This window comes from Streptomyces sp. NPDC059455, from assembly GCF_042750115.1.
GTDB classification, from domain to species: domain Bacteria; phylum Actinomycetota; class Actinomycetes; order Streptomycetales; family Streptomycetaceae; genus Streptomyces; species Streptomyces endocoffeicus.
Map to the genome: position 1 here is coordinate 1 of NZ_JBHYVB010000149.1, position 22,262 is coordinate 22,262.

Annotated in this window: 17 protein-coding genes and 1 pseudogene; 10 read left to right on the forward strand and 8 right to left on the reverse strand. The window is 72.1% G+C overall.

Annotated elements, in window-relative coordinates; all coding sequences use genetic code 11:
- The first annotated feature begins 141 nt into the window (after positions 1-141).
- The 3 genes from ACFXB5_RS37935 to era all read left to right on the forward strand — a co-directional run bounded on the left by ACFXB5_RS37935 (position 142) and on the right by era (position 4,633).
- A complete protein-coding gene (locus ACFXB5_RS37935) occupies positions 142-3,123 on the forward strand; it encodes a beta strand repeat-containing protein (protein ID WP_385217016.1) in 2,982 nt (993 codons plus the stop codon).
- Positions 3,124-3,243: 120 nt separating this feature from the next.
- The gene (locus ACFXB5_RS37940; RefSeq protein WP_137977920.1) at positions 3,244-3,594 is read left to right on the forward strand and encodes a cytidine deaminase; all 351 of its coding nucleotides are present in this window, start codon (positions 3,244-3,246) and stop codon (positions 3,592-3,594) included.
- A gap of 82 nt (positions 3,595-3,676) precedes the next feature.
- The gene (gene era, locus ACFXB5_RS37945) at positions 3,677-4,633 is read left to right on the forward strand and encodes a GTPase Era (RefSeq protein WP_201849662.1); all 957 of its coding nucleotides are present in this window, start codon (positions 3,677-3,679) and stop codon (positions 4,631-4,633) included.
- Between the two features lie 277 nt (positions 4,634-4,910).
- Here the strand turns inward: era and ACFXB5_RS37950 are convergent, their stop codons facing one another.
- Together ACFXB5_RS37950 and ACFXB5_RS37955 are read right to left on the reverse strand one after the other, a co-directional pair.
- Complete coding sequence (locus ACFXB5_RS37950) at positions 4,911-5,177, reverse strand: protealysin inhibitor emfourin (protein WP_201849664.1); 267 nt, start codon at positions 5,175-5,177, stop codon at positions 4,911-4,913.
- Positions 5,178-5,204: 27 nt separating this feature from the next.
- A complete protein-coding gene (locus ACFXB5_RS37955; RefSeq protein ID WP_385217020.1) occupies positions 5,205-6,311 on the reverse strand; it encodes a M4 family metallopeptidase in 1,107 nt (368 codons plus the stop codon).
- 335 nt (positions 6,312-6,646) lie between these two features.
- Between ACFXB5_RS37955 and leuA the strand changes: the two genes are divergently transcribed.
- From leuA to ACFXB5_RS37980, 5 genes and pseudogenes are all read left to right on the forward strand, one after another.
- Positions 6,647-8,458: a 2-isopropylmalate synthase gene (gene leuA, locus ACFXB5_RS37960; RefSeq protein WP_385217023.1), complete on the forward strand. Its 1,812-nt coding sequence runs from the start codon at positions 6,647-6,649 to the stop codon at positions 8,456-8,458.
- Positions 8,459-8,694: 236 nt separating this feature from the next.
- Positions 8,695-9,405 carry a TerB family tellurite resistance protein gene (locus tag ACFXB5_RS37965; protein ID WP_201849668.1) on the forward strand — a complete coding sequence of 237 codons (711 nt, stop codon included), beginning with the start codon at positions 8,695-8,697 and terminating at the stop codon, positions 9,403-9,405.
- Between the two features lie 129 nt (positions 9,406-9,534).
- On the forward strand, positions 9,535-11,742 hold the full coding sequence (locus ACFXB5_RS37970; protein WP_385217026.1) for an MMPL family transporter: 2,208 nt from the start codon (positions 9,535-9,537) through the stop codon (positions 11,740-11,742).
- A 216-nt stretch (positions 11,743-11,958) separates the two neighbouring features.
- Entirely contained in the window at positions 11,959-13,449 is a 1,491-nt protein-coding gene (locus ACFXB5_RS37975) for a sensor histidine kinase (protein ID WP_385217029.1), read from the forward strand.
- 143 nt (positions 13,450-13,592) lie between these two features.
- Positions 13,593-14,223, forward strand: a pseudogene (locus tag ACFXB5_RS37980) (response regulator).
- Here the strand turns inward: ACFXB5_RS37980 and ACFXB5_RS37985 are convergent.
- Positions 14,192-14,386: a YegP family protein gene (locus tag ACFXB5_RS37985; RefSeq protein WP_044581945.1), complete on the reverse strand. Its 195-nt coding sequence runs from the start codon at positions 14,384-14,386 to the stop codon at positions 14,192-14,194. The pseudogene ACFXB5_RS37980 and the gene ACFXB5_RS37985 sit on opposite strands and share 32 nt — an antisense overlap.
- Before the next feature lie 305 nt (positions 14,387-14,691).
- Positions 14,692-15,336, reverse strand: a complete 645-nt coding sequence (locus tag ACFXB5_RS37990; protein WP_385217032.1) for a GNAT family N-acetyltransferase — start codon at positions 15,334-15,336, stop codon at positions 14,692-14,694.
- Between the two features lie 124 nt (positions 15,337-15,460).
- Between ACFXB5_RS37990 and ACFXB5_RS37995 the strand changes: the two genes are divergently transcribed.
- Positions 15,461-16,009, forward strand: a complete 549-nt coding sequence (locus ACFXB5_RS37995) for a GNAT family N-acetyltransferase (RefSeq protein ID WP_385217035.1) — start codon at positions 15,461-15,463, stop codon at positions 16,007-16,009.
- A gap of 82 nt (positions 16,010-16,091) precedes the next feature.
- Here the strand turns inward: ACFXB5_RS37995 and ACFXB5_RS38000 are convergent, their stop codons facing one another.
- Positions 16,092-16,340 carry a hypothetical protein gene (locus ACFXB5_RS38000; RefSeq protein ID WP_385217038.1) on the reverse strand — a complete coding sequence of 83 codons (249 nt, stop codon included), beginning with the start codon at positions 16,338-16,340 and terminating at the stop codon, positions 16,092-16,094.
- A gap of 11 nt (positions 16,341-16,351) precedes the next feature.
- On the reverse strand, positions 16,352-17,671 hold the full coding sequence (locus ACFXB5_RS38005; RefSeq protein WP_385217041.1) for a S8 family serine peptidase: 1,320 nt from the start codon (positions 17,669-17,671) through the stop codon (positions 16,352-16,354).
- Between the two features lie 223 nt (positions 17,672-17,894).
- Here ACFXB5_RS38005 and ACFXB5_RS38010 point away from each other — a divergent pair, with 223 nt between their 5' ends.
- Positions 17,895-21,017 (forward strand): NACHT domain-containing protein, encoded by a 3,123-nt coding sequence (locus ACFXB5_RS38010; RefSeq protein WP_385217043.1) that lies wholly within the window; start codon positions 17,895-17,897, stop codon positions 21,015-21,017.
- Here ACFXB5_RS38010 and ACFXB5_RS38015 read toward each other — a convergent pair.
- Together ACFXB5_RS38015 and ACFXB5_RS38020 are read right to left on the reverse strand one after the other, a co-directional pair.
- A complete protein-coding gene (locus ACFXB5_RS38015) occupies positions 20,924-21,340 on the reverse strand; it encodes a DJ-1/PfpI family protein (protein WP_385217045.1) in 417 nt (138 codons plus the stop codon). The genes ACFXB5_RS38010 and ACFXB5_RS38015 overlap by 94 nt on opposite strands.
- A gap of 143 nt (positions 21,341-21,483) precedes the next feature.
- On the reverse strand, positions 21,484-21,957 hold the full coding sequence (locus ACFXB5_RS38020; RefSeq protein ID WP_385217047.1) for a carboxymuconolactone decarboxylase family protein: 474 nt from the start codon (positions 21,955-21,957) through the stop codon (positions 21,484-21,486).
- Positions 21,958-22,262 lie beyond the last annotated feature (305 nt).

The window sequence follows — 22,262 nt, forward strand, 5'->3', positions numbered from 1 at the left end:
GCCCGCGCGCTCCGGGTGTGGTGTGTGAGCGTTTTTTATCATCCCCCCCCCCCCCGCCGCCCCCCGCGCGGGGGGCGGGGGCCGGCCCCGCGCCCCCCCCGGGCGGCTCATCCCCTGAGCTCAGGAAAGGGCGGCCCTGCCATGTCCACCACCACGGTGACCTCCACGCCGAACCCCTCCGTTTTCGGTCAATCCGTCACCTACACCGCCACCGTCACCGGCATCACCGCCGGGACCCCTCCATGGGGCGATGTGACCTTCGTCATCGCCGGTGGTCCGACCATCGGCCCCGTGACGCTCACCCAGACCGGGGTCGACTCCGGAACGGCCAGCGTGACCGACTCCACCCTCGGCGTCGGCTCCCATCTGGTCACGGCGACCTTCGTCAACTCCAGTGATCCTCTGGACAATTCGTCCGGCACGACCATCCAGCAGGTCAACCAGGCCGCGACCACCACCACCGTCACCTTCGTCCCGCCCGCGCCCGTCTGCGGCGAGACCGTGACCCTGACCGCCCATGTGGCGGCGGCGCCCCCGGGCAGCGGCACCCCCACCGGCACGGTCACCTTCATCATCAGCGCGGACGGGCCCACGGTGACCGGGACCCTCGACGGGTCCGGGAACGCCTCCGTCACCGTTCCCGCCCTGAGCGTGGGCACGCACCAGGTCGCCGCGTTCTACAACGGTGACACCAACTTCGCCCCGTCCAACTCGCCCTTGACGCCGCTCACCATCAACCCGGCGGCCTCGACCACGACCCTCACCGTCTCCCCCGCCTCGCCGGTCTGCGGTGAGGCGGTGACCCTGTGCGCGCAGGTCTCGGTCGTCGCGCCCGGCACCTGCACCCCGACGGGCACGGTGACGTTCGCCGTCGACGGTGTTCCGTTCGTCGTCGGCGCGATCGACGCGAGTGGCCAGGTGTGCGTGACGAACAGCAACATCCCGGTGGGGACACACACCGTGACGGCCACCTACAACGGCAACGGGAATGTCGCGGGCTCGACCGGCACCGGCTCGGTCACGGTCGGTCAGGGAGCCTCGACGACGACGGTCTCGGTGTCCCCCGCTTCGCCGGTCTGCGGTGAGGCGATCACCATCTGTGCCCAGGTGACGGTGTCGCCGCCGAGCACCTGTACGCCCACGGGCACGGTGGCCTTCGTGATCACCGGTGGTCCGACCCTGACGGGCACGCTGAACGCGAGCGGCCAGGCGTGTGTGACCACCAGCGCGCTGACCGCGGGGTCGCACACCGTGACCGCCACGTACGCTGGCAGCACGAACATCGCGGGCTCCACCGGCACCGCGTCGATCACCGTGGGCCAGGGCGTCTCGGGTATCTCGGCGAGCATCTCGCCCAGCCCGTCCGTCTGCGGTGAGCCGGTGACCATCTGCGCGGACGTGAGCGTCGCGCCGCCGAGCACATGTATCCCCACCGGGAACGTGACGTTCGCCGTCTCCGGTGGTCCGACCCTGACGGGCACGCTGGACGGGACCGGTCAGGCGTGTGTGACGACCAGTGCCATCCCGGTCGGCACCCACAGCGTGACCATCACCTACCCGGGTGACGGGGACGTCCTGGGCTCGACGACGACCCTCCCCCTGACGGTGAACCAGGCCGCCTCGACGACCGCCCTGACCATCACGCCCAGCACGGCGTCATGCGGCCAGTCGGTGACCTTGTGCGCGCAGGTGACCACGACATCGCCCGGCACGTGCGCCCCGACCGGGACGGTGACGTTCACGATCGCGGGTGGTCCGACGTTGACCGGGACGCTGAACGGCAGTGGTCAGGCGTGCGTGACGACCAGTGCCATTCCGGTCGGCACCCACGCGGTGACGGCCACCTACGGGGGCAGCACCGGCGTCGCCGGCTCGACCGGCACCGGGTCCGTCACGGTCAACCAGGGCGTCTCCACCACGAACCTGAGCTTCCTGCCTGCCTCTCCGGTGTGCGGCCAGCCGGTGACCCTGTGCGCCCAGGTAACGGTCGCGGCGCCCGGCACGTGCGCCCCGACCGGGACGGTGACGTTCACGATCGCGGGTGGTCCGACGTTGACCGGGACGCTGAATGCCAGTGGTCAGGCGTGTGTGACGACCAGTGCCATTCCGGTGGGCACGCACGCGGTGACGGCCACCTACGCGGGCAACACGGGCGTGGCGGGCTCCTCGGCCTCCGGATCCATCACCGTCGGCCAGGCCGCGTCCACGACCGCGCTGACCATCACGCCCGCCTCCCCGGTGTGCGGACAGTCGGTGACCCTGTGCGCCCAGGTGACCACGACATCGCCCGGCACGTGCGCCCCGACCGGGACGGTGACGTTCACGATCGCGGGTGGTCCGACGTTGACCGGGACGCTGAACGGCAGTGGTCAGGCGTGTGTGACGACCAGTGCCATTCCGGTGGGCACGCACGCCGTGACGGCCACGTACGGGGGCAACACGGGCGTGGCGGGCTCCTCGGCGTCCGGCTCCGTCACCGTCGGCCAGGCGAGCACCACGACCACGCTCACGTCCTCGCCGAACCCGTCCACCCCCGGCCAGAACGTGACCTTCACCGCCACCGTGACCGCGGTGCCGCCGGCGACGGGCATCCCGACCGGGAACGTCACCTTCGTGATCAGTGGCGGGCCCACCCTCATCGGCACGCTCAACGGCGCGGGACAGGCCACCGTCAGCACCAACACCCTCACCACCGGCGCGCACACGGTCACCGCCACCTACGGCGGCGACACCTGCTTCGCCGGTTCCACCTCGCCGACCATCACCCAGAACGTGGTCGCGGCGCCGACCGGGACCACCGTGACCGCCACCCCGGCCACCATCCGGCTGCGGATCAACGGCACATTCGTCATCCCGACGTTGAGCGCGACACTGAGGGACGCGTCGAACAACCCGATCCCCGGCCAGAGCCTCACCTTCGTCGCCAACTCCGTACTGGGCCCGATCGCGCTGGGCAGCGCGGTCACCAATGCCAGCGGCACGGCGACGCTCAGCAATGTCACCGTTCCGCCGACCGTGATCACCGCCTCGACGTACACCGCCTCCTTCGCGGGGGCTCCGGGCCTGAGCCCGTCGTCGGGTTCGGCCTCGCTGACCTTCCAGCCGTCGCCGATCCTCCCGTAAGGAGCCGAACCTTCCGTAAGGAGCTTCGCCCGCGCCGGGCCGCCGCACCGCGGTCCGGCGCGGGCCGCCGTGTGCCCACCGGAGTCACCGCCGGTCAACGCCCCGCATATGCTCATCCGCATGAGCGAAGCAGCGCAGTTGGACCCCGAAGACCGCAAGATCATCACGCTGGCCCGCTCCGTGCGGGCCCGCAACTCCGTGCCGGAGGGCGCCGCCGTCCGCGACGAGACGGGGCGTACGTATGTGGCCGGGACCGTGGCCCTCGACTCGCTGAAGCTGAGCGCCCTCCAGACCGCCGTCGCCATGGCCGTGGCGAGCGGTGCCACGTCCCTGGAGGCCGCGGCCGTGGTGACCGACGCGGAGAGCGCCTCGGAGGAGGACCGCGCGGCCGTCCGGGACCTCGGCGGGGCCGGGACCCCGGTGCTGCTGGCGGGCCCCGACGGCACCCTGCGGGCCACGCTGGACGCCTGAACCGGCCCACCCGCCGCCGGCGGTCGTACGAGGCCGGGACGGCTGGTCCGAGCGGGTCGGGGCATCGGGGAGAATGGGGGCCATGACTGCCGGTACCTCCCCGTCCCCGACCGAGCAGCGGGAGACCCCGCACCGCTCGGGCTTCGCCTGCTTCGTCGGCCGCCCCAACGCGGGCAAGTCGACCCTGACCAACGCGCTGGTGGGGACGAAGGTCGCGATCACCTCGAACCGCCCGCAGACCACCCGCCACACCGTCCGCGGCATCGTGCACCGCCCCGACGCCCAGCTTGTGCTCGTCGACACCCCCGGTCTGCACAAGCCGCGCACCCTGCTCGGCGAGCGGCTCAACGATGTGGTGCGCACCACCTGGGCCGAGGTCGACGTCATCGGCTTCTGCCTGCCCGCCGACCAGAAGCTGGGCCCCGGCGACCGCTATATCGCCACCGAGCTCGCGGGGATCAAGAAGACCCCCAAGGTCGCGATCGTCACCAAGACCGATCTGGTCGAGCCCGAACAGCTGGCCCAGCAACTGATCGCCATCGACCGGCTCGGCAAGGAGCTGGGCCTCGAGTGGGCCGAGATCGTCCCGGTGTCGGCGGTCGGTGACCAGCAGGTGGACCTGCTGGCGGATCTGCTGGTCCCGCTGCTGCCCGAGGGCCCGACCCTCTACGCCGAGGGCGACCTTACGGATGAGCCCGAGCAGGTCATGGTGGCGGAGTTGATCCGGGAGGCCGCGCTGGAGGGCGTACGGGACGAACTGCCGCACTCCATCGCGGTGGTGGTGGAGGAGATGCTGCCCCGCGAGGGCCGCCCCGCGGACCGGCCGCTCCTGGACATCCACGCCAACCTCTACATCGAGCGGCCCAGCCAGAAGGGCATCATCATCGGCCCCAAGGGCCGCCGCCTGAAGGACGTGGGCACCAAGTCCCGCAAGCACATCGAGGCGCTGCTCGGTACGCCGGTCTTCCTCGACCTGCATGTGAAGGTCGCGAAGGATTGGCAGCGCGATCCTAAGCAGTTGCGGAAGCTGGGGTTCTGAGCCGGGTCGTCCGACCGCCGGTCGGAGGCCGGCGCAGCCGTGCGAAGCCTGGGAGGCCCCCTGGGGCCGAGCAGTGCGAGGGCGGCGTGGGGAGGGGGCTCGAGGCGCTGCTGGGTACGCCGGTCTTCCTCGACCTGCATGTGAAGGTCGCGAAGGATTGGCAGCGCGATCCTAAGCAGTTGCGGAAGCTGGGGTTCTGAGCCCGGCGCGTGGGCCTCGGCGCATCCGCCGAGGCCGCGTGCGCCCCCCAGCCGCGTGCGCCCCGGCCGCGCGGCCCTTACGCGCCTTCCTTCAGCACCGCGCGGATCAGTTCCCGCTGGGCGTCGCTCAGCTGGGGATCCGCGGCGTGGATGGTGCGGCCGTCGACGGTGATCTCGTACTGGAAGCCGTCGGGGACGCCGCGGGGGGCCGTGGTGTGGCCGGTCTCGACGGCCTGGTGGGCCAGGGCGTCCAGATGGGTGGCGTCGGGCCGGCCGGTGGTGTCCAGCTCGGCCCGGCGCTCGATTCCGGCGAATCCGCCGGTGCGGGTGACGGAGATGCGCATGGCTCCATCACTACCCGATGGCGTGCCCTAGCGCGCGCCCACGTGGGCCCGCAGATCGGTGATGCCCACCCCGGCCCATGCCTCCCGCACCGCCGCCTGCTCCTCGCCCTCGCCGTAGCGGGCGTGTGCCGCGGCCACCGTGAGCTGGGCGAAGTCGGCGAACTCCGCGTCGGAGGCCAGATCGCCGCCGGTCAGCACGTCGTACCAGATCTGCCCGGCGCGCTCCCAGGCGTTGCCCCCCAGGGCGGTGGCGGCCAGGTAGAAGGCGTGGTTGGGGATGCCGGAGTTGATGTGGACGCCGCCGTTGTCACGTGAGGTGTGGACGTAGTCGTCCATCGTGCCCGGCTGCGGGTCCTTGCCCAGCACATCGTCGTCGTACGCCGTGCCCGGGGCCTTCAACGAGCGCAGGGCCACCCCGGTGACCCGGTCCGTCAGCAGCCCCGCGCCGATCAGCCAGTCGGCCTCCTCGGCGCCGTGGCCGAGCACATGCTGCTTGACCAGGGAGCCGAAGACGTCGGACATCGACTCGTTGAGCGCCCCGGACTGGCCGAAGTACTCGAGGTTGGCGGTGTACTGCGTGACGCCGTGGGTGAGCTCGTGGGCCATCACGTCGACCGGGATGGTGAAGTCCTGGAAGACCTCGCCGTCCCCGTCGCCGAAGACCATCTGCTCGCCGTCCCAGAAGGCGTTGTTGTAGTCCTCGCTGTAGTGGACGCTCGCGTTCAGCGGCAGCCCCGAGTCGTCGATCGAGCGCCGGCCGTACGCCTTGAAGAAGAGCTCGAAGGTCGCGCCGAGCCCGTCGTACGCGCGGTTCACCGAGTCGTCCCCGCTCGCCTGGTCGCCCTCGCCGCGGGTCTTCCGGCCCGGCAGCGAGGTCCGGTGCTGGGCGTCGTAGATGGTGCGCCGGGGCTTGTCGGAGGGCGCCGCGGCCCGCACGGCGGGGACGCCGCGCACGGTGGTGATCCGGCGGCGGGTGCGCTGCAGGGCGTCGTGCTCGAGTGTGCGGCGGGCGGGATCGGCCAGCGACGCGTCCTCGGCATGGGACAGCTTGTCCAGGACGTGCGGCGGCACGATCGTGCAGAAGGCGGTGTGGCGGTGACCGCGGGCAAGGCGGGCATTGGCATTGGCGTCCATGGCTGGCAATGTCGCATCGCGTGATGCCTGTGTCACGCCTTGCGGTCATGATTGCTGAAATCGAGTGGAAGATGTGTATTCCTCCGAAGCACATGCTTCGGTCCGCATAGTGATACGGGTCCGCCTCGCCCGCGCGTCTCGGTTAGGCTGCTCCCCATCATGCGTTTCGGGCTGCTTCTTCTTAGCTGCCGCGGCGAGGGCCTGTAGTCGAACGGCCGACCCCCTCCCCGCGGAGTTCGGCGTTGCTCTGATCTCGCCCCGTCGGCCGCCCCAGGACCTCCGCGACAGCGGATTCGTCCAGCGGACAGCGGACTATCCAAGGAGCCCCGCGCACCATGACTCACTCCGACACGCCCGGCCATTCCGAGACCTCCGAGACTCCCACGGTCTCCGGTGCCGCCGTCGGCCGTCCCACCCCCATCACCGCCGCGAGCGTCACCCAGCGCCCCTCGGGGATGCCGATCCACAAGTACGGCCCGTACGAGGCCGTCGACATCCCGGACCGCACCTGGCCGGACAACCGCATCACCGTCGCCCCGCGCTGGCTGTCCACCGATCTGCGGGACGGCAACCAGGCGCTGATCGACCCGATGTCCCCGGCCCGCAAGCGCGAGATGTTCGACCTGCTGGTGCGCATGGGCTACAAGGAGATCGAGGTCGGCTTCCCCTCCTCCGGCCAGACCGACTTCGACTTCGTACGGTCGATCATCGAGGAGGGCGCGATCCCGGAGGACGTGACGATCTCCGTCCTCACCCAGGCGCGCGAGGAGCTGATCGAGCGCACCGTGGAGTCGCTGCGCGGGGCGCACAAGGCCACCCTGCACCTCTACAACGCCACCGCCCCCACCTTCCGCCGCGTCGTCTTCCGCGGCACCCGGGAGCAGGTCAAGCAGATCGCGGTGGACGGCACCCGGCTGGTGGTGGAGTACGCCGACAAGATCCTCGGCGATGACACGGTCTTCGGCTACCAGTACAGCCCGGAGATCTTCACCGACACCGAGCTGGACTTCGCGCTGGAGGTCTGCGAGGGCGTCATGGACGTCTGGCAGCCCGAGGAGGGCCGCGAGATCATCCTGAATCTGCCGGCCACCGTCGAGCGCTCGACCCCGTCCACCCACGCGGATCGCTTCGAGTGGATGTCGCGCCATCTGTCCCGGCGCGAGCACATCTGCCTGTCGGTGCATCCGCACAACGACCGCGGCACCGCCGTCGCCGCCGCCGAGCTGGCGATCATGGCCGGGGCGGACCGCATCGAGGGCTGCCTGTTCGGCCAGGGCGAGCGCACCGGCAATGTGGACCTGGTGACGCTGGGCATGAACCTGTTCTCCCAGGGCGTCGACCCGCAGATCGACTTCTCGCAGATCGACGAGATCCGCCGCACCGCCGAGTACTGCAACCAGATGGAGATCCACCCGCGCCACCCCTACGCGGGCGATCTGGTCTACACCGCCTTCTCCGGCTCCCACCAGGACGCCATCAAGAAGGGGTTCGAGGCGCTGGAGGCGAGTGCGGCCGAGCAGGGCAAGACGGTGGACGAGATCGAGTGGGCCGTCCCGTACCTGCCCATCGACCCCAAGGACGTCGGCCGCTCCTACGAGGCCGTGATCCGGGTGAACTCCCAGTCCGGCAAGGGCGGCATCGCCTATGTCCTGAAGAACGACCACAACCTGGACCTGCCGCGCAGGATGCAGATCGAGTTCTCCAGGATGATTCAGGCCAAGACCGATGCCGAGGGCGGCGAGGTCACCCCGGGCCAGATCTGGGCGGCCTTCCAGGACGAGTACCTGCCGACCGACGACAACCGGTGGGGCCGTATCTCGCTGCGCAGCGCGCAGACCTCGACCACCACCGAGGACACCGACGCGCTCACCGTCGAGGCGGTCGTGGACGGCGCCGAGACGGTGCTGACGGGCACCGGCAACGGCCCGCTGGCGGCCTTCTTCGACGCCCTGGCCGCGATTGACGTGGACGTACGGCTGCTGGACTACTCCGAGCACACCCTGAGCGAGGGCGCCGCGTCCCAGGCCGCCGCGTACATCGAGTGCGCGATCGACGGGCAGGTGCTGTGGGGTGTCGGGATCGACGCCAACATCGTGCGCGCCTCCCTGAAGGCCGTCGTCTCCGCGGTGAACCGGGCTCGCCGCTGATCCTTTCGGAATCCTTCGAATTCCTTCAGATGGGTAGGTGAACTTTCACCGGTCTGATCGGATGACTTCATCACCCCGTTGACCTGGTCACCCACATGGGCCCCGTTCACCCCGCGAGGTGGGCGGGGCCTCGGGTTTGGCCTGTTGTCTCCGTTCGGGGTACTGACGTCACATCATGGATGTGGCTAGCATCACGTCAACGCGGCAACGTGGCCGAAGCGTTATGGAGGTGTGACGTGGTGCACCGGCGAGCCCGCCGTGACCGGGACCTGTGTGTGGTAGGCGTACGCACTCTGTGGCGGACCGTCGGCGATGGTGAGTTCTTCTGCCCCGAGTGCGGAGGTGACCGCAACTACCGCCGCCGTACCGGCCGTCGCCGCATCGTGGTGCTCGGCCTGCCGGTGCTGCCGCGCGGACCGGTCGCGCCCATCGTGGAATGCGCGGCCTGCGTCAGCCGCTACGGCACGGAGGTGCTCGACCACCCCACCACCACCCGCTTCTCCGCGATGCTCCGCGACGCGGTGCACACCGTGGCCCTCGCGGTCCTCGCCGCGGGCGGCACCGAGGCGACGGCGGTCCGGCAGGTCGCGGTCGGCGCGGTGCGCGCCGCCGGGTTCGCCGACTGCAGCGAGGAGCAGCTGCTCGCGCTCATCGAGGCCCTCGCCGCCGACACCGGGCGGCTGCCGGGCGCGTGCGGCGAGCGGGACGGTCTGGACCCGTGCGGTACGGCGCTGGCCATCGAGCTGCACGAGGCCCTGGAGCCGCTGGCCCCGCATCTGGCCCCCACCGGCCGGGAGGCCATCCTCCTCCAGGGCGCCCGGATCGCCGTGGCCGACGGCCCGTACCGCCCGGCCGAGCGCGCGGTCCTGGAAACGGTCGGCCGGGCGCTGATGATCTGTCCCGACGACACGGCCCGCCTGCTCGCCGCCACCCGGGCGGCGTTCTGAGCGGAGGGCTCCGGTCCGCCCCGCGTACTCCCCAGGGAGTAATCGCCCCCTCCTCGCCCCCGGCGTAGTAGCCGCCATGTCCGTCGTCGGCGCGACGTATCGGCGTCTTGGCGCCGGAAGCCTGGGGGCATGCAGACGACATCGTCAGGGATCCCGAGCGATCCCCCTCAACCGGACGCGTCTCCGCCCGGCGCGGCCGGGGCGCCACCCGCCGCGGCCGGCGGCAAGCGGCGGCGCTCACTGCCCTGGGCGGTCATCGCGGGCTGGGTGCTGCTGCTCCTCGTCGCCGTCCCCTTCGCGGGCAAGCTCGAGGGCGCCAAGCGGGACACGGCCGTCGACTACCTCCCGGCGGGCGCCGACTCCACCCAGGTGGCCCGGCTCCAGGAGCGGCTGCCCGGTGGCGACACCATCGACCTCGTCCTCGTCTTCCACCGCGACGGCGGGCTGACCGACGCCGACCGTAAGGCGGCCGGCGGGCGGGTCGCCGAGGTGGCCGGGCGCCATGACCTCGTCGGTGGCACGGCGCCGCGCGCCATCCCGTCCAAGGACGGCACGACCGTGATGTACCCCATGGCGCTCACCGGCCTGACGGACGAGAAGGAGCGGGCCGACGCCGTCAAGGACGTCCGCGCCGGGCTCGCCTCCCACCCCGAGGGCCTGACCGTCCAGGTCGGCGGTCCCGGGGCGCTCAGCGCCGACTCGCAGGAGGTTTTCGCCTCCACCGACGGCACGCTGATGTTCGCCACCGCCGGGGTGGTCGCACTGCTGCTGATCATCACCTATCGCAGCCCGCTGCTGTGGCTGGTGCCGCTGGGGGTGGTCGGCGTGGCCGCCATGGCCGCGATGGCGATCGTCTACGGCCTCGTCCAGGGCTTCGATCTCATCGTCACCAGCATGAGCTCCTCGATCATGACGGTGCTGGTCTTCGGCGCGGGCACCGACTACGCCCTGCTGATCGTGTCCCGCTACCGCGAGGAGCTGCGCCGCCACCGCGCCCCGTACGACGCGATGCGCGAGGCCCTGCGCGGCTGCGGTCCGGCCGTGCTCGCCTCCAGCGGCACCGTGGCGGCCGGGCTGCTGTGTCTGCTCGCCGCCGACCTCAACAGCAGCAGCGGACTGGGTCCGGTCGGCGCGGTCGGGGTCATCTGCGCGCTGGCCGCGATGATGACGCTGCTGCCCGCGGTGCTGGTGCTGCTGGGACGGCGGGTGTTCTGGCCGCTGATCCCCGTCTACGGCAGTGAACCGCGGGCCACCCGGCGCGGGTTCTTCGAGGCGATGGGCAACTCGGCCCGCCGCCGGCCCGGAGCCGTACTCCTCGGTGGTGCCGCGCTGCTGGGCGTCCTCGCCCTCGGAGTGCTCAATCTGCCCGGCAACCTCAAGCAGGAGGACACCTTCACCGACAAGCCCGAGTCGGTGGCCGCCACCCAGACCCTCGCCGCTGCCTATCCTGACAGCAGCAGCCAGCCCATCAGCGTGATGGCGCGCACCGCGGGCGCGGACGAGGTGCTGCGGCGGGCCCGCGGCACGGAGGGGGTCGCGCGGGCGGACGCCGGGCGCAGCGGCGGCGGCTGGACGGAGATCGACGTCTTCCCGCGGGGCGCCCCGCAGTCGGCGGAGGAGACGGCCGCGCTGCACGCCCTGCGCTCGGGTCTGGTGCGGGTCGAGGGCGCCGACGCCCTCGTCGGCGGACCCAGCGCCCAGCAGCTCGACCTGAAGGACACCAACGCCCGCGACCGGATGCTGGTCATCCCGCTGGTGCTGATCGCCGTGCTGCTGATCCTCGCCGCCCTGCTGCGCAGCCTCGTCGCGCCGCTGGTGCTGGTCGTCGCCGTGGTCGCGGTGTGGGGAGCGGCGATGGGGCTCGGCGGGCTCTTCTTCGACCCGGTCTTCGGCTTCGCCGGGGTCGACCCCGGGCTGCCGCTGCTCTCCTTCGTCTTCCTGGTCGCCCTCGGCGTGGACTACGGCATCTTCCTGATGCACCGGATGCGGGAGGAGTCGCTGCGCGGGGCGGAGGTCCCGGACGCGGCGGTGACCGCGCTGCGCACGACGGGCGGGGTGATCGCCTCGGCCGGTCTGGTGCTGGCGGCGACCTTCGCGGTGCTGGCCTCGCTGCCGATGGTGATGCTGGTCGAGATGGGGTTCGTGGTGGCGGTCGGCGTGCTGCTCGACACCTTCCTCGTGCGGACGTACCTGGTGACGTCGGCGAGCCTGCTGCTGAAGCGGTGGGTGTGGTGGCCGGGCGCCCTCTTCCGCCGTACGCCCGCCTCGCCGACCCCGGCCGCCCAGGACGGACCCGCCGCCGGGTCCCGTCCGGAACCGGCCGTACGCGGCGGCTGACGCCGTCCCTCAGCCCGGACCGGCCGCACAGGGGACGGCCGGTCCGGGACACCCTTCGTACCGCCCCAGGCCGCCCCCTGGCCGTTCTACGGCCGCCTCCTGGCCGTTCCATGGCCCTCTATGGCCGCTCTCCGGATCCGTGCAGCCCTATGTGATCCGTACCGCCCTATGGGACGCATACAGCCCTATGGCTCGGCCCGAGGCGGATCCCCGAGGATGGAGCCCGTGCCCGTACCTCCCACGACCCATTCCGCGACACACTCAGCGACCCACTCCGCGACCAACCCGCCGGAGCGTGCCGCCAGCGCCCGGCACCCCGCCGCGCGCTCCGCCGTCCACCGCGCGATCGCCTCCGCGTCGCGCGCCCTGCACAACGGCCCCCGCCCCGCCGAGGCCCCGGAGGAGGCCCGCGGGCGGCGGCGGGTGGACGCCCGGATCGCCGGTGCGGTGCTGGTCCTCCAGGTGGTCCTGGCACTGCTCAACCTCGACCGGAACGGCCACCGCCCGGACGCGTTCGGCTGGGTGCTGCTCGCCGCCAGCGCCACGGTGCTCATCGGGCGGCGGCACAGCCCGATGGTGGTCACCGTGGCGGTGGTGTTCATGGTCGGGCCGTACCACGCCATGGACAACGTCCATCTCGCGGTCGTCCCGGCCGGGCTCCTCGCCGTCTACACGCTCGCCGTCATGGGCCCGCCGCTGCGGTCCTTCCTCACCGTCACCGCCGTGATCTCGATCATGGTGTCGGTGATGGCCCTGAGCGGGAAGCCGCACGCCGGTCTCGACATGCTGCGCACCTCCGGCTGGGTGCTGTCGGTCGTGGTGATCGGCGAGGCGGTCCGCATTCACCGTAAGTACATCGCCGCGATCCTGGAGCGGGCCGAACGCGCCGAGCGGACCCGCGAGGACGAGGCGGCCCGGCGGGTCGCCGAGGAACGGCTGCGCATCGCGCGCGATCTGCACGATCTGCTCGCGCACAGCATCACCCTCATCGGCGTCCAGACCTCCGTCGCGGCGCATGTCCTGATCGCCGACCCCGAGCGGCTGGACCGCGAGGCGATGGCCAAGGCGCTCGACTCGATCGCCGACACCTGCCGGGACGCCCGCGCCGAACTCCGGGCCACCCTCCAGGTGCTCCGCGGCGGCGCGGGCGGCGACGCCGACCGCGCGGACGAGGAGGACACCGGGCCGCTGCCGGGGCTCGCCGGACTCGCCGACCTGGCCGCGGCGGCGGAGGCGGCGGGCGTCCGCGTGGACCTTACGGTCGACGTGGAGGCGTCCGAACTGTCGCCCGCCGTGGGCGCCGCCGCGTACCGGATCGTGCAGGAGGCCCTGACCAACGCCGTCCGCCACGCGCCCGGCACAAGGGTGCGGATCACGCTCGTACGGGACGAGGGGGAGCTGAGCGTCGCCGCCGTGGACGACGGCCCCGGGGGCGAGGAACCGCTCCTTACCGCACACGTCGAAACGGGTTACGGCATTGTGGGCATGCGCGAGCGGGCCCGCAGCGTCGCGGGCACCCTGTCCGCCGGACCGCGCGAGGACGGGCCCGGCTTCGCGATCAGGGCCGCGCTGCCGTGGGGGAGGGGCGGCCCGCCTGGCGGCCGTACGGGCACCGCCACCGGCACCGCCACTGGCACCGGCACCGCCACTGGCGCCGACGCCGCCACCGGACAGACCGCCGCACCGCCCAGGGAGGCCACCGCATGACCATGCCACCGGACCCGCCGTCCGGGACCAGACCAGTGGACCCCGCACCGGCCGCTGCCCCCGGGCCCGCCGCCCCCGGGGCCGCCGCGCCGATCAGGGTGCTGCTCGCGGACGACCAGACGCTGGTCCGTTCCGCCTTCGCCATGCTGGTCTCCTCGGCCCGCGACATGGACGTGGTCGGGCAGGCGGGCACCGGCCGCGAGGCCGTGGAACTGGCCCGCACCGCCCGCGCCGACCTCGTGGTCATGGACATCCGGATGCCCGATCTCGACGGCATCGAGGCCACCCGCCGGATCGCCGCCGACGAGGACCTCGCCGGGGTCAAGGTGCTCGTGCTGACGACGTACGACACCGATGAGCACATCGTCGAGGCGCTGCGCGCGGGCGCGTCCGGCTTCCTGGTGAAGGACACCCGGCCGGCCGAACTCCTCGACGCCATACGGACCGTGGCGGCGGGGGAGTCCCTGCTCTCGCCCGGCCCCACCGCCCGGCTCATCGCCCGCGTCCTGCGCCTGCCGGAGGCCCCGCCGCCCGGCGTTCCCGCGCCCGCCGCGCTGGCCGCGCTCTCCGAGCGCGAACGGCAGGTGCTCACCCTCGTCGCCGGGGGCCTCAACAACGCCGAGGCCGCGCAGACCCTCGGTCTCTCGCCGCTCACCACCAAGACCCATGTCAGCCGCATCATGGGCAAGCTGGGTGCCCGCGACCGCGCCCAACTCGTCATCGGCCTATGAGTCCGGCCTGGTCACCCCGACTTGTCGGTCGGAATCTCCTTGATCTCGGCCGTCGGGGCGTTCTTCTTGACGGATTCGACGCCCTTCTGCGCGGCCGACTTGGACTCATAGGCCTCGCCGACCGCGATGATCTCGCCGTTGCCCGCCTTCAGTCGGAAGCGGTGCTTGCCGCGCTTGTCCTCGTAGATCTCGAACTTGCCTGCCATGGATGCCACCTCCATTAAGGCGTGTCCGGCGGATCTTGCCGCCTGCGGCGGGCTGCTCCCTTCCCCGCTCCTTCCCGCAGCATCGATCTGCGGCTCCGCCGCGTGGCAGGGGCCTCGCCCCCAGGCCCCGGGGTCTGGGGCGAAGCCCCAGTTTCGGGAAGGGGCGGGGAGGAGGAACAGCCCGCCGTACACCTCGTCGTCCCGGCCCCCTCAAACCACCGTAGAGCGGGCAATGCGGGCTCGCACTCCCGCAGCCAAAGCTCGCACTCCCGCGGCCAAGCTCGCACTCCCACGGCCAAAGGGCGTCAGGGAGCGCCGAACAGCGGGCGGCACGGCTCCAGCCCGGTGATCTCGACCGGGGTGGCGCGGTGCTCCTCCCAGGCCGCGCGGTCCAGCCGCAGCCGCTGAAGGGTGCGGGCCTCGCCCCGTACGGCGAGGACGGACAGCCCGTCGGGGCGGTAGCCGAGCCGCCGGGACACGCCCAGCGAGCGGCCGTTCTCCACCATCGCGCCCGAGACCAGCGACAGCGCGCCCAGCCCCTCGAACGCCAGGTGCGCCACCGCCGCCCGCATCTCCGTGCCCAGGCCCTTGCCCTGGTGGGCGGTGCCCAGCCAGGATCCGGTCTCGGCCTCCCGCGTGACGGCGAACTCGGTCGCGAACAGGTCCTGCCGCCCGATCACCGCCCCCTCGTGCAGCACCGCGAGGCTCAGCGTCCACTGCTCCGGCCGCCATTCGGCGATGGTGCGCAGCACATGCTGGAAGGTGCCGCGTCCGCGCTCCTCCGGGGGCACGTCGGTCCACGGGACGCCGAAGGGCATCTCGTCCGGGTCGTGCACCCCGCCCGCCGCGACCGCGGCGAGCTCGTCGAGCAGAGGGACGTCGGGAAGCCGCAGCTCCAGGCGCGGCGTACGCAGGCGAAGCCCGTACAGGGGCCAGTAATGGGGGTCCATGACGGGAGGCTGCCGGAGCCGCGGACGCCGAGTCGAACCAATTACGGCCGACCGCGTGGCCCGCCCCGCTCATGGGCGCACAATTCGTTTGCCGTAGTGCGGTGTTCGGACGCATCCTGTCCCGATGTTGATCCGACGAGAGACCCGCTCCGACATCGACGCCATACGGGCCGTCACCTCGGCCGCGTTCGCGAAGTCGGACACCTCGGACACCTTGAGCGGCTCGAACCCCCCGCCTCCGGTCGAGGCCACGCTGCTGGACGAGCTCCGGATCAGCGACGGCTGGCTGCCCGCGCTCTCGTTCGTCGCCACCGGCGACCGCGGCGAGGTGATCGGCCATGTCGTGTGCACTCGCGGCCATGTCGGCCCCGACCTGGCCCTCGCCCTCGGCCTCGGCCCGCTCAGCGTGCACCCCGCCCATCAGGGCCGTGGCGTGGGCCTCGCGCTCGTCCACGCGGTGCTCGGCGCCGCGGACGCGTTCGGTGAATCGCTGGTCGCCCTGCTGGGCAGCCCCGCCTACTACGGCCGGTTCGGCTTCCGCCCGGCGACCGAGTACGGCATCACGGCCCCGGATCCGGCCTGGGGCGAGTACTTCCAGGTCCGGACCCTGACCGCCTATCAGCCGGCCGTCAAGGGCCCCTTCAGATACGCCGAGCCGTTCGACCACGTCTGACGCGGCGAGAGCCGGGGCTCACCACGGCGAAGAGCCAAGGCTCACAGAGCCGAAGCTCACTACGGCGGCGAAGATCCGAGGCTCACTGCGGCGACGCGTCGGGCGGCGGAAGCCGGACGATCCGCTCCCGGTCCACCGACTCCACGCCGTCCACCGCCTCCAGCACCGGGATCCGGTCCTCCGCGATCGTCCCGGACAGCGAGCCCAGGATCGGCTGCTCACCGGTGACCGTCAGCCCGACCCGGCGCGCGGCCTCCACCACCTGGGCGAACCGGTCCGGGTCGACCGAGAGGATGACCCCGACCGGCCCGGACCGTGCCGTCTGCCCCATGGCGCCCCCGCTCACGGGGCCTGGAGCAGACCCGCGCCGATGTCCGCGCCCGGTTGCGCCAGCGGATGGGCGCCGGACAGCAGACGGGTGCTCAGGTCGGCCGCCGAGGCCTCCGGATGGGCCTGCGCCAGCAGTGTGACCACACCGGCGGCATGCGGCGTCGCCATGCTGGTGCCGCTCATCGTCTGGTACGTGCCGTCGGGCGCGGCCGAGAAGATGTCGACCCCGGGCGCCGCGATATTGACCTCCCCGCCCGCGCCGTTGATGGCGCCGCAGGAGAAGAACGCGGTCCCCAGGTCCTTGCCGAGCGCCGCCACCGCCAGGATGGACGGGCAGTTGGCGGGCCGTCCCACCGGCGCCACGAAGCCGGGCCGCCGGCTCTCGTTGCCCGCCGCGGCCACGATCACGGTGCCGCGCCGCAGTGCGCGCCGCGCCACGTTCTCGTAGGTCTGCGGGAACAGCTCGCCCGGCTCCACCGGAGCCCCGAGCGACATGGAGATCACCCGGGCGCCCTGGGCGACCGCCCAGGCCATCCCCGCCAGGATCTCGCCGTCGGAGCCCACGCCCTGGTCGCTGAGCACCTTGCCGACCAGCACCCGGGCCTCACCGGCCACGCCGTACCGGGGCGCGTGCCCGGGTTTGGCCGGACCGGCCACGGTGCCGACGCAGTGGGTGCCGTGGCCATGGCCGTCCTCGACGCTCGCCCCGGACACGAAGGAGGCGGTCGCCTCGACGCATCCGGTCAGATCCGGGTGGTCGGTGTCCACCCCGGTGTCGAGCACGGCGACCTTCACCCCGCTGCCCGTCAGATGCGACCCGCTGGCGCGGATCCCCTGGAGTCCCCAGGTGGTGTTCTGCTCGTCCCATGCCGGTCCCAGCGAGGTGGCGAGCTCGGCCCGGGTGTGCCGGGACACCTCGTCATCGTCGCTGCGGTACGTCGGGAAGAAGCCGGTCAGCGTGCGCCGCGGCTCCGTGATCACCGACGCGTACACCACGCGCTCCGGCTCCGTCGCGATGATCGTCGACTCCGCCTCCGCCGTGGTGACCAGAGCGTGGCGCTGGTCGGGCTGCACATCGACGACGGCGACGCCGAGTTCGTCGAAGACCACCGACACATCGGCGCGCCCGAGCAGCTCCGCCGCCCCGGGCTCGGCGCCGCGGACGCGCTCCACGGACGAGATCCCCACGGACGAGCGCAGCGCCTCCATACCGCGGTCGGGCTCCTGCTGATCGAGCAGGACCACATACCGCCCGGTGTACTCGGTCTGCTGCGCCCCCAGTGGCATACCGGCCCGCTGGTGCGGCCGTTCCCCGTTCGGTCCCTTACCCATGGGCCCCACGGGCCCAGGTCCGTTCGTCATTGCCTCTCTCCGCTCCTGTGCGCGGTCAGTGTGCTCCCCGGGATGTTTCACCCGCCCCCACAGTCGCCCGAGCCCCCACGTCCCCCTTACGCCCCACCGTCACCCCCCGCGTGGGGGCCCGCAACTCGGGGCGCGGATAGCGGGTATAAGGGACGGCACGGGCAGCGGGGGATCGAAGGGGCGGGGGAGCACAGTGGCGGTCGGCAAGGGCAACGCGGAGGTGCTGACGCGGTTCGGGCTCGCGGTGGCGAGCCTGGTGCCACCGGCGGTGCTGGGGGCGCGGTTCTGGTCGTCGGTCAGCGCGCATCCCGTCGTCTCGCTGCTGCTCTTCCTCGGGTACGGGGCGCTGCTGGCGGGGCTGGGATTCCTCGCCAAGGTGTACGGCAAGGTCGCCGACCGGTGGGTCGAGCGGGTCGCCGACGCCGTGGACCGGCGGCTGCGGTGGCGGCTCTCCCGCTTCGAGCGGGACTACCGGGCGTACGTACTGAGCCACCACCGCTTCATCGACCTCAAGGGCCTTGCCACGCGCGGGGATTACACCCCCGGCCTCGAGGAGGTCTTCGTCGACGTCAGCCTGGTGCCGAGGCCGGCCCACGAGGCGTCGCGCGAGTCCCTGGCGGGGACGCTCCCCGGGGGCGCCGACGGGGAGTTACGCGTGCGGCAGTCCGTACGGGACTTCCTCGGCAAGCCGGAGGGCGCCGCGCTCGCGGTCATCGGCGCCCCCGGCACCGGCAAGACCACCCTGCTCAAACATCTGGCGCTGGGCCTCGCACGGGAGCGGGGCGGGCGCGATCTGCCGGTGCTGCTGCTGTTACGGGACCACGCCGAGACCATCGGCGCACGGCCGGACGTCTCGCTGCCGGAGATCATCGGGGCCTCGCTGCGGCGGCTGAAGGGCGATGAGCCGCCGGGGTGGTTCGACCGCCAGCTCCAGGAGGGGCGGTGCGTGGTGCTGCTGGACGGCCTCGACGAGGTGGCCCGCGAGGAGGACCGGCGCCATGTGTCCAAGTGGGTCGAGGAGCAGATCGAGCAGTACGAGGGGAACGACTTCGTCGTCACCTCACGCCCCCACGGCTATGCGAGCGCCCCGGTCAACCGCGCCAGGGTGCTCCAGGTGCGCCGCTTCACCGGTGAGCAGATCCGGCGCTTCGTCCACGGCTGGTACCACGCGATCGAGCGGCTGAGCACGGGCACGGACGACGCCGCCGTCACCGACCGGGCCGAGGAGGGCGCCGAGGACCTGCTGGCCCGGCTGCGCGCCCGGCCCGTGCTGTACGACCTGGCGGCCAATCCGCTCCTGCTGACGATGATCGCCAACGTGCACCGCTACCGGGGCGCGCTGCCCGGCAGCCGGGCCGAGCTCTACGGCGAGATCTGCGAGGTGCTGCTGTGGCGCCGCCAGGAGGCCAAGGGCGGCGCGGCGGCGCCGCGGGACGAGCTGACGGGAGCCAAGAAGGAGGTGCTGCTGCGGGAGCTGGCCTTCGTGATGATGGCCGACCGGATGCGCGACATCCGTGGCGAGTACGCCTCGGAGGTGCTGCGCCCGCTGCTGTTCCGGGTCTCCTCGATCCTGTCCTCACAGGAGTTCCTGGACGCGATCGTGGTCAGCGGACTGCTGATCGAGCGGGAGCGCGGGCTGTACTCCTTCGCCCATCTCACCCTCCAGGAACATCTGGCCGCCCTGCACATCGAGCACCAGGGGCGGGCCGACGTCCTGGCCGCCAACGTGGACGACGACTGGTGGCGCGAGACCACACTGCTGTACGCGGCCCGCGTGGACCCGGCCCCGGTGGTAAGGGCATGCCTGACCTCGGAGACCGTGCGGGCGCTCGCCCTGGCCTTCGACTGCGAGGAGGAGGCGACCGAGCTCGATGTGTCGATGGCCCGCCGTCTGGAAGCGCTGCGCGAGGAAGCCCTTCGGGAGCCCGTCGGCTCGTCCCGGCGCCGCCTGATGACGGCCGTCACGGTCATGCGGTGGCTGCGCGAGACGGTACGGCTCGGTGAGGACACGCTGGTCTGCGCGCGACCGGTGACGCGGGAGATCTTCGGTCTCTACGCCGCGGAGAAGTTCCCGCCGACGGCGCGTGGCCTGGGCGACGGCCCGCCCGAGGCGACCGCCGTGGGGATGACCAGGGAACAGGCCGGAGCCTTCGTACGGTGGCTGAACGGCCTCCTGCCCGAGGACGTCGGCTATCGGCTGCCCACCGAGGCGGAAGTCGCCGACCCCGGCTTCCGCCTCGCCGCCCCGGCCCCCGAACACACCATCTGGTACGCCCCCTCGGACGGTGACCCCGTGGGGGTGCCGCTGTGGGTGCCGGAGGGGGCGCGGAACCCATGGTGGCCCGGACCGGCGGACCTGTCCGGCCTCGTGTACGAGGTCAGAGGCTTCGCCGAGCTGAGGTTCAACCGGTCCGGTTCCTGGCTCGGCCGGAGCGAGCAGGACGATGAGATCCTGGACCTGGGGAAACAGGCGCTCGCCCTGGTGCGGGACCTCGCCGTCGAGGCCGGCGTCATCCCCTCCTCGGACGGCTCGCGCCGTAGCACCCGCGTGACGGTCTCGGTCTCCGGCTCCAGCCCGGGCTGGAACCGCGTCGAGTACCCCCTCCGGGTGTTGACCGTGGCCCTCGCCTGTGACGAACTGCGGTCCATGTTCCAAGCCGGTGCCACGTTCGAGGCGCGCCAGGCCGTGCTCCCCGCCCTTGAATACGCCGCTCGCGGTGCCGGGAACCTGCTGTATCCAGCCCTCGTACCGGAACTCGACGACCTCGGACCCTCCGGCCACGTAACCCACCCCGGGAACCTCGACCGCCTCTCCCACCAGGGGCACTGGGCCATGCGGCTGGCCGCCTTTCTGCTCGTGCTGGCCGGACAGCAGCGGGGCTCCCGGCGTGGCACCGTGCGGACGGACGGATTCCAGTCGCTGGTGCACGGGGTGCTGAGCGGCGTCAACTTCACCGCCTCCCGCGTACGGCCACTCATGCCGGAGACGCTCGCGGTGCTGGCCAGGGACGCGGCGGCCGTCGTGTCGAACCGGAGCCGCGAGCACACCGTCTTCCCCGGAACCGTGGAGGAGATGGCCGCCAGGCTCGTGGCGGCGACCAACGACCACGCCGCGGCACGGCGGTCCATCACGGCGTCGGAGGCCGCCTTCCTCCGCCTGGAAGCGCTGGCGCTGTCGGAGGTGGCCGGCCTTGTGCTGCAGGACGCCGGCCTGGCCGGCACCTACCGGAACATCGCGGTCGGCCTCCTGGTGCTCGAACGCCGCGCGGAGGGCTCGATCGTGCCCAACGAGACGATCGTGCTGGTCCGCGCCTGACGGTGAGTGACCGTCACGCGCTCGGCGCGGCGCTGGAGGTCGAGCAGCACCTCGTCGACGCGTCCACCGGGGACGAACAGGATGTCCAGGTCGAGGGGGCGGTCCTCGAGGGTGACGGTCGGCAGGACGGCCGGCCCGGTGTCGGACACCACTGGGTCCAGTGAGTCCGACACCAGGTGGACCCGCATGCCCGCACTCGCGAAGGCCAGGTGCGGACCGACGAAGTCGAGCATGGTCTGACCCCCGTACAGCACCCTGCCGACTTCCATCGGATGTGCGGCGTCCGTGTCCCGGCCGTTCCCCCGCGTCGTGTCGCGTGCCAACTCGAGCCTCCGTGGTGTGCCTGCCGAGCGCGTGGGAATCACGCTTTTTCGGCAGGCTGGACACCGGTCACGGCATCAAATATGAGCGTTTGTGCCGACCCTCCACGGATTCTCGCCAGCGCCCCGCGGGAGGACGCCGGACCTCACCCGAACTGGCCGGGCTGGTAGTCGCCGGCGGGCTGCTGGACGATGACGTTCAGCCGGTTGTAGGTGTTGATGATGGCGATGATCGACACCAGGGCGGCGAGCTGCTCCTCGTCGTAGTACTTGGCGGCGTTCGCCCACGCCTCGTCCGTGACACCACCGGACGCGTCGGCGATACGGGTACCCTGCTCCGCCAGCTCCAGGGCGGCGCGCTCGGCGTCGGTGAACACCGTGGCCTCCCGCCAGACCGCGACGAGGTTCAGGCGCGTCGAGGTCTCCCCGGCCTTCGCGGCGTCCTTGGTGTGCATGTCGGTGCAGAAGCCGCAGCCGTTGATCTGGCTGGCGCGGATCTTCACCAGCTCCTGCGTCGCGGCAGGCAGCGTCGAGTCGCCGATCACCTTGCCCGCGGAGTTGAGGTGCTTCAGGAACGTGCCGAGGAGCGGGTTGCCGAAGAGGTTCAAGCGAGCGTCCATGATGGGCTCTCCTATGCGGTTGCCGTGGTTACACCTCCCTGACGGAACGGCTCGGAGAGATGTGACAGGCCCGAATGTGACCTGCGTCTCTCACGGCGGGGACGCCGCTGAGGTCGTGGATTCGGCCGGGCCGCCTCCGGGCCGCCACCGGCACCGCCCACTGACGGCCGTCGGCTTCGGATCAGCCGCGGCCCCCCGGCCCCCCCGGGCCGGGGGGGGGGCCGGCCTCCCCGCGCCGGCGGGGGGGCCGCGGGGCACACCGGGGTGGCCCCCCCCGGGGGGGCAGGCCGCGCGCGCCCCCCCCG

Coding starts and splice junctions, on each gene's coding strand:
- ACFXB5_RS38005 (WP_385217041.1), bottom strand. CDS start 17,671: ATGGGTAAGGGACCGAACGGGGAACGGCCGCACCAGCGGGCCGGTATG.
- ACFXB5_RS38000 (WP_385217038.1), bottom strand. CDS start 16,340: ATGGGGCAGACGGCACGGTCCGGGCCGGTCGGGGTCATCCTCTCGGTC.
- leuA (WP_385217023.1), top strand. CDS start 6,647: ATGACTCACTCCGACACGCCCGGCCATTCCGAGACCTCCGAGACTCCC.
- ACFXB5_RS37990 (WP_385217032.1), bottom strand. CDS start 15,336: ATGGACCCCCATTACTGGCCCCTGTACGGGCTTCGCCTGCGTACGCCG.
- ACFXB5_RS37935 (WP_385217016.1), top strand. CDS start 142: ATGTCCACCACCACGGTGACCTCCACGCCGAACCCCTCCGTTTTCGGT.
- ACFXB5_RS38020 (WP_385217047.1), bottom strand. CDS start 21,957: ATGGACGCTCGCTTGAACCTCTTCGGCAACCCGCTCCTCGGCACGTTC.
- ACFXB5_RS37970 (WP_385217026.1), top strand. CDS start 9,535: ATGCAGACGACATCGTCAGGGATCCCGAGCGATCCCCCTCAACCGGAC.
- ACFXB5_RS37985 (WP_044581945.1), bottom strand. CDS start 14,386: ATGGCAGGCAAGTTCGAGATCTACGAGGACAAGCGCGGCAAGCACCGC.
- ACFXB5_RS37975 (WP_385217029.1), top strand. CDS start 11,959: ATGGAGCCCGTGCCCGTACCTCCCACGACCCATTCCGCGACACACTCA.
- ACFXB5_RS37955 (WP_385217020.1), bottom strand. CDS start 6,311: ATGGACGCCAATGCCAATGCCCGCCTTGCCCGCGGTCACCGCCACACC.
- ACFXB5_RS37995 (WP_385217035.1), top strand. CDS start 15,461: ATGTTGATCCGACGAGAGACCCGCTCCGACATCGACGCCATACGGGCC.
- ACFXB5_RS37940 (WP_137977920.1), top strand. CDS start 3,244: ATGAGCGAAGCAGCGCAGTTGGACCCCGAAGACCGCAAGATCATCACG.
- era (WP_201849662.1), top strand. CDS start 3,677: ATGACTGCCGGTACCTCCCCGTCCCCGACCGAGCAGCGGGAGACCCCG.
- ACFXB5_RS37950 (WP_201849664.1), bottom strand. CDS start 5,177: ATGCGCATCTCCGTCACCCGCACCGGCGGATTCGCCGGAATCGAGCGC.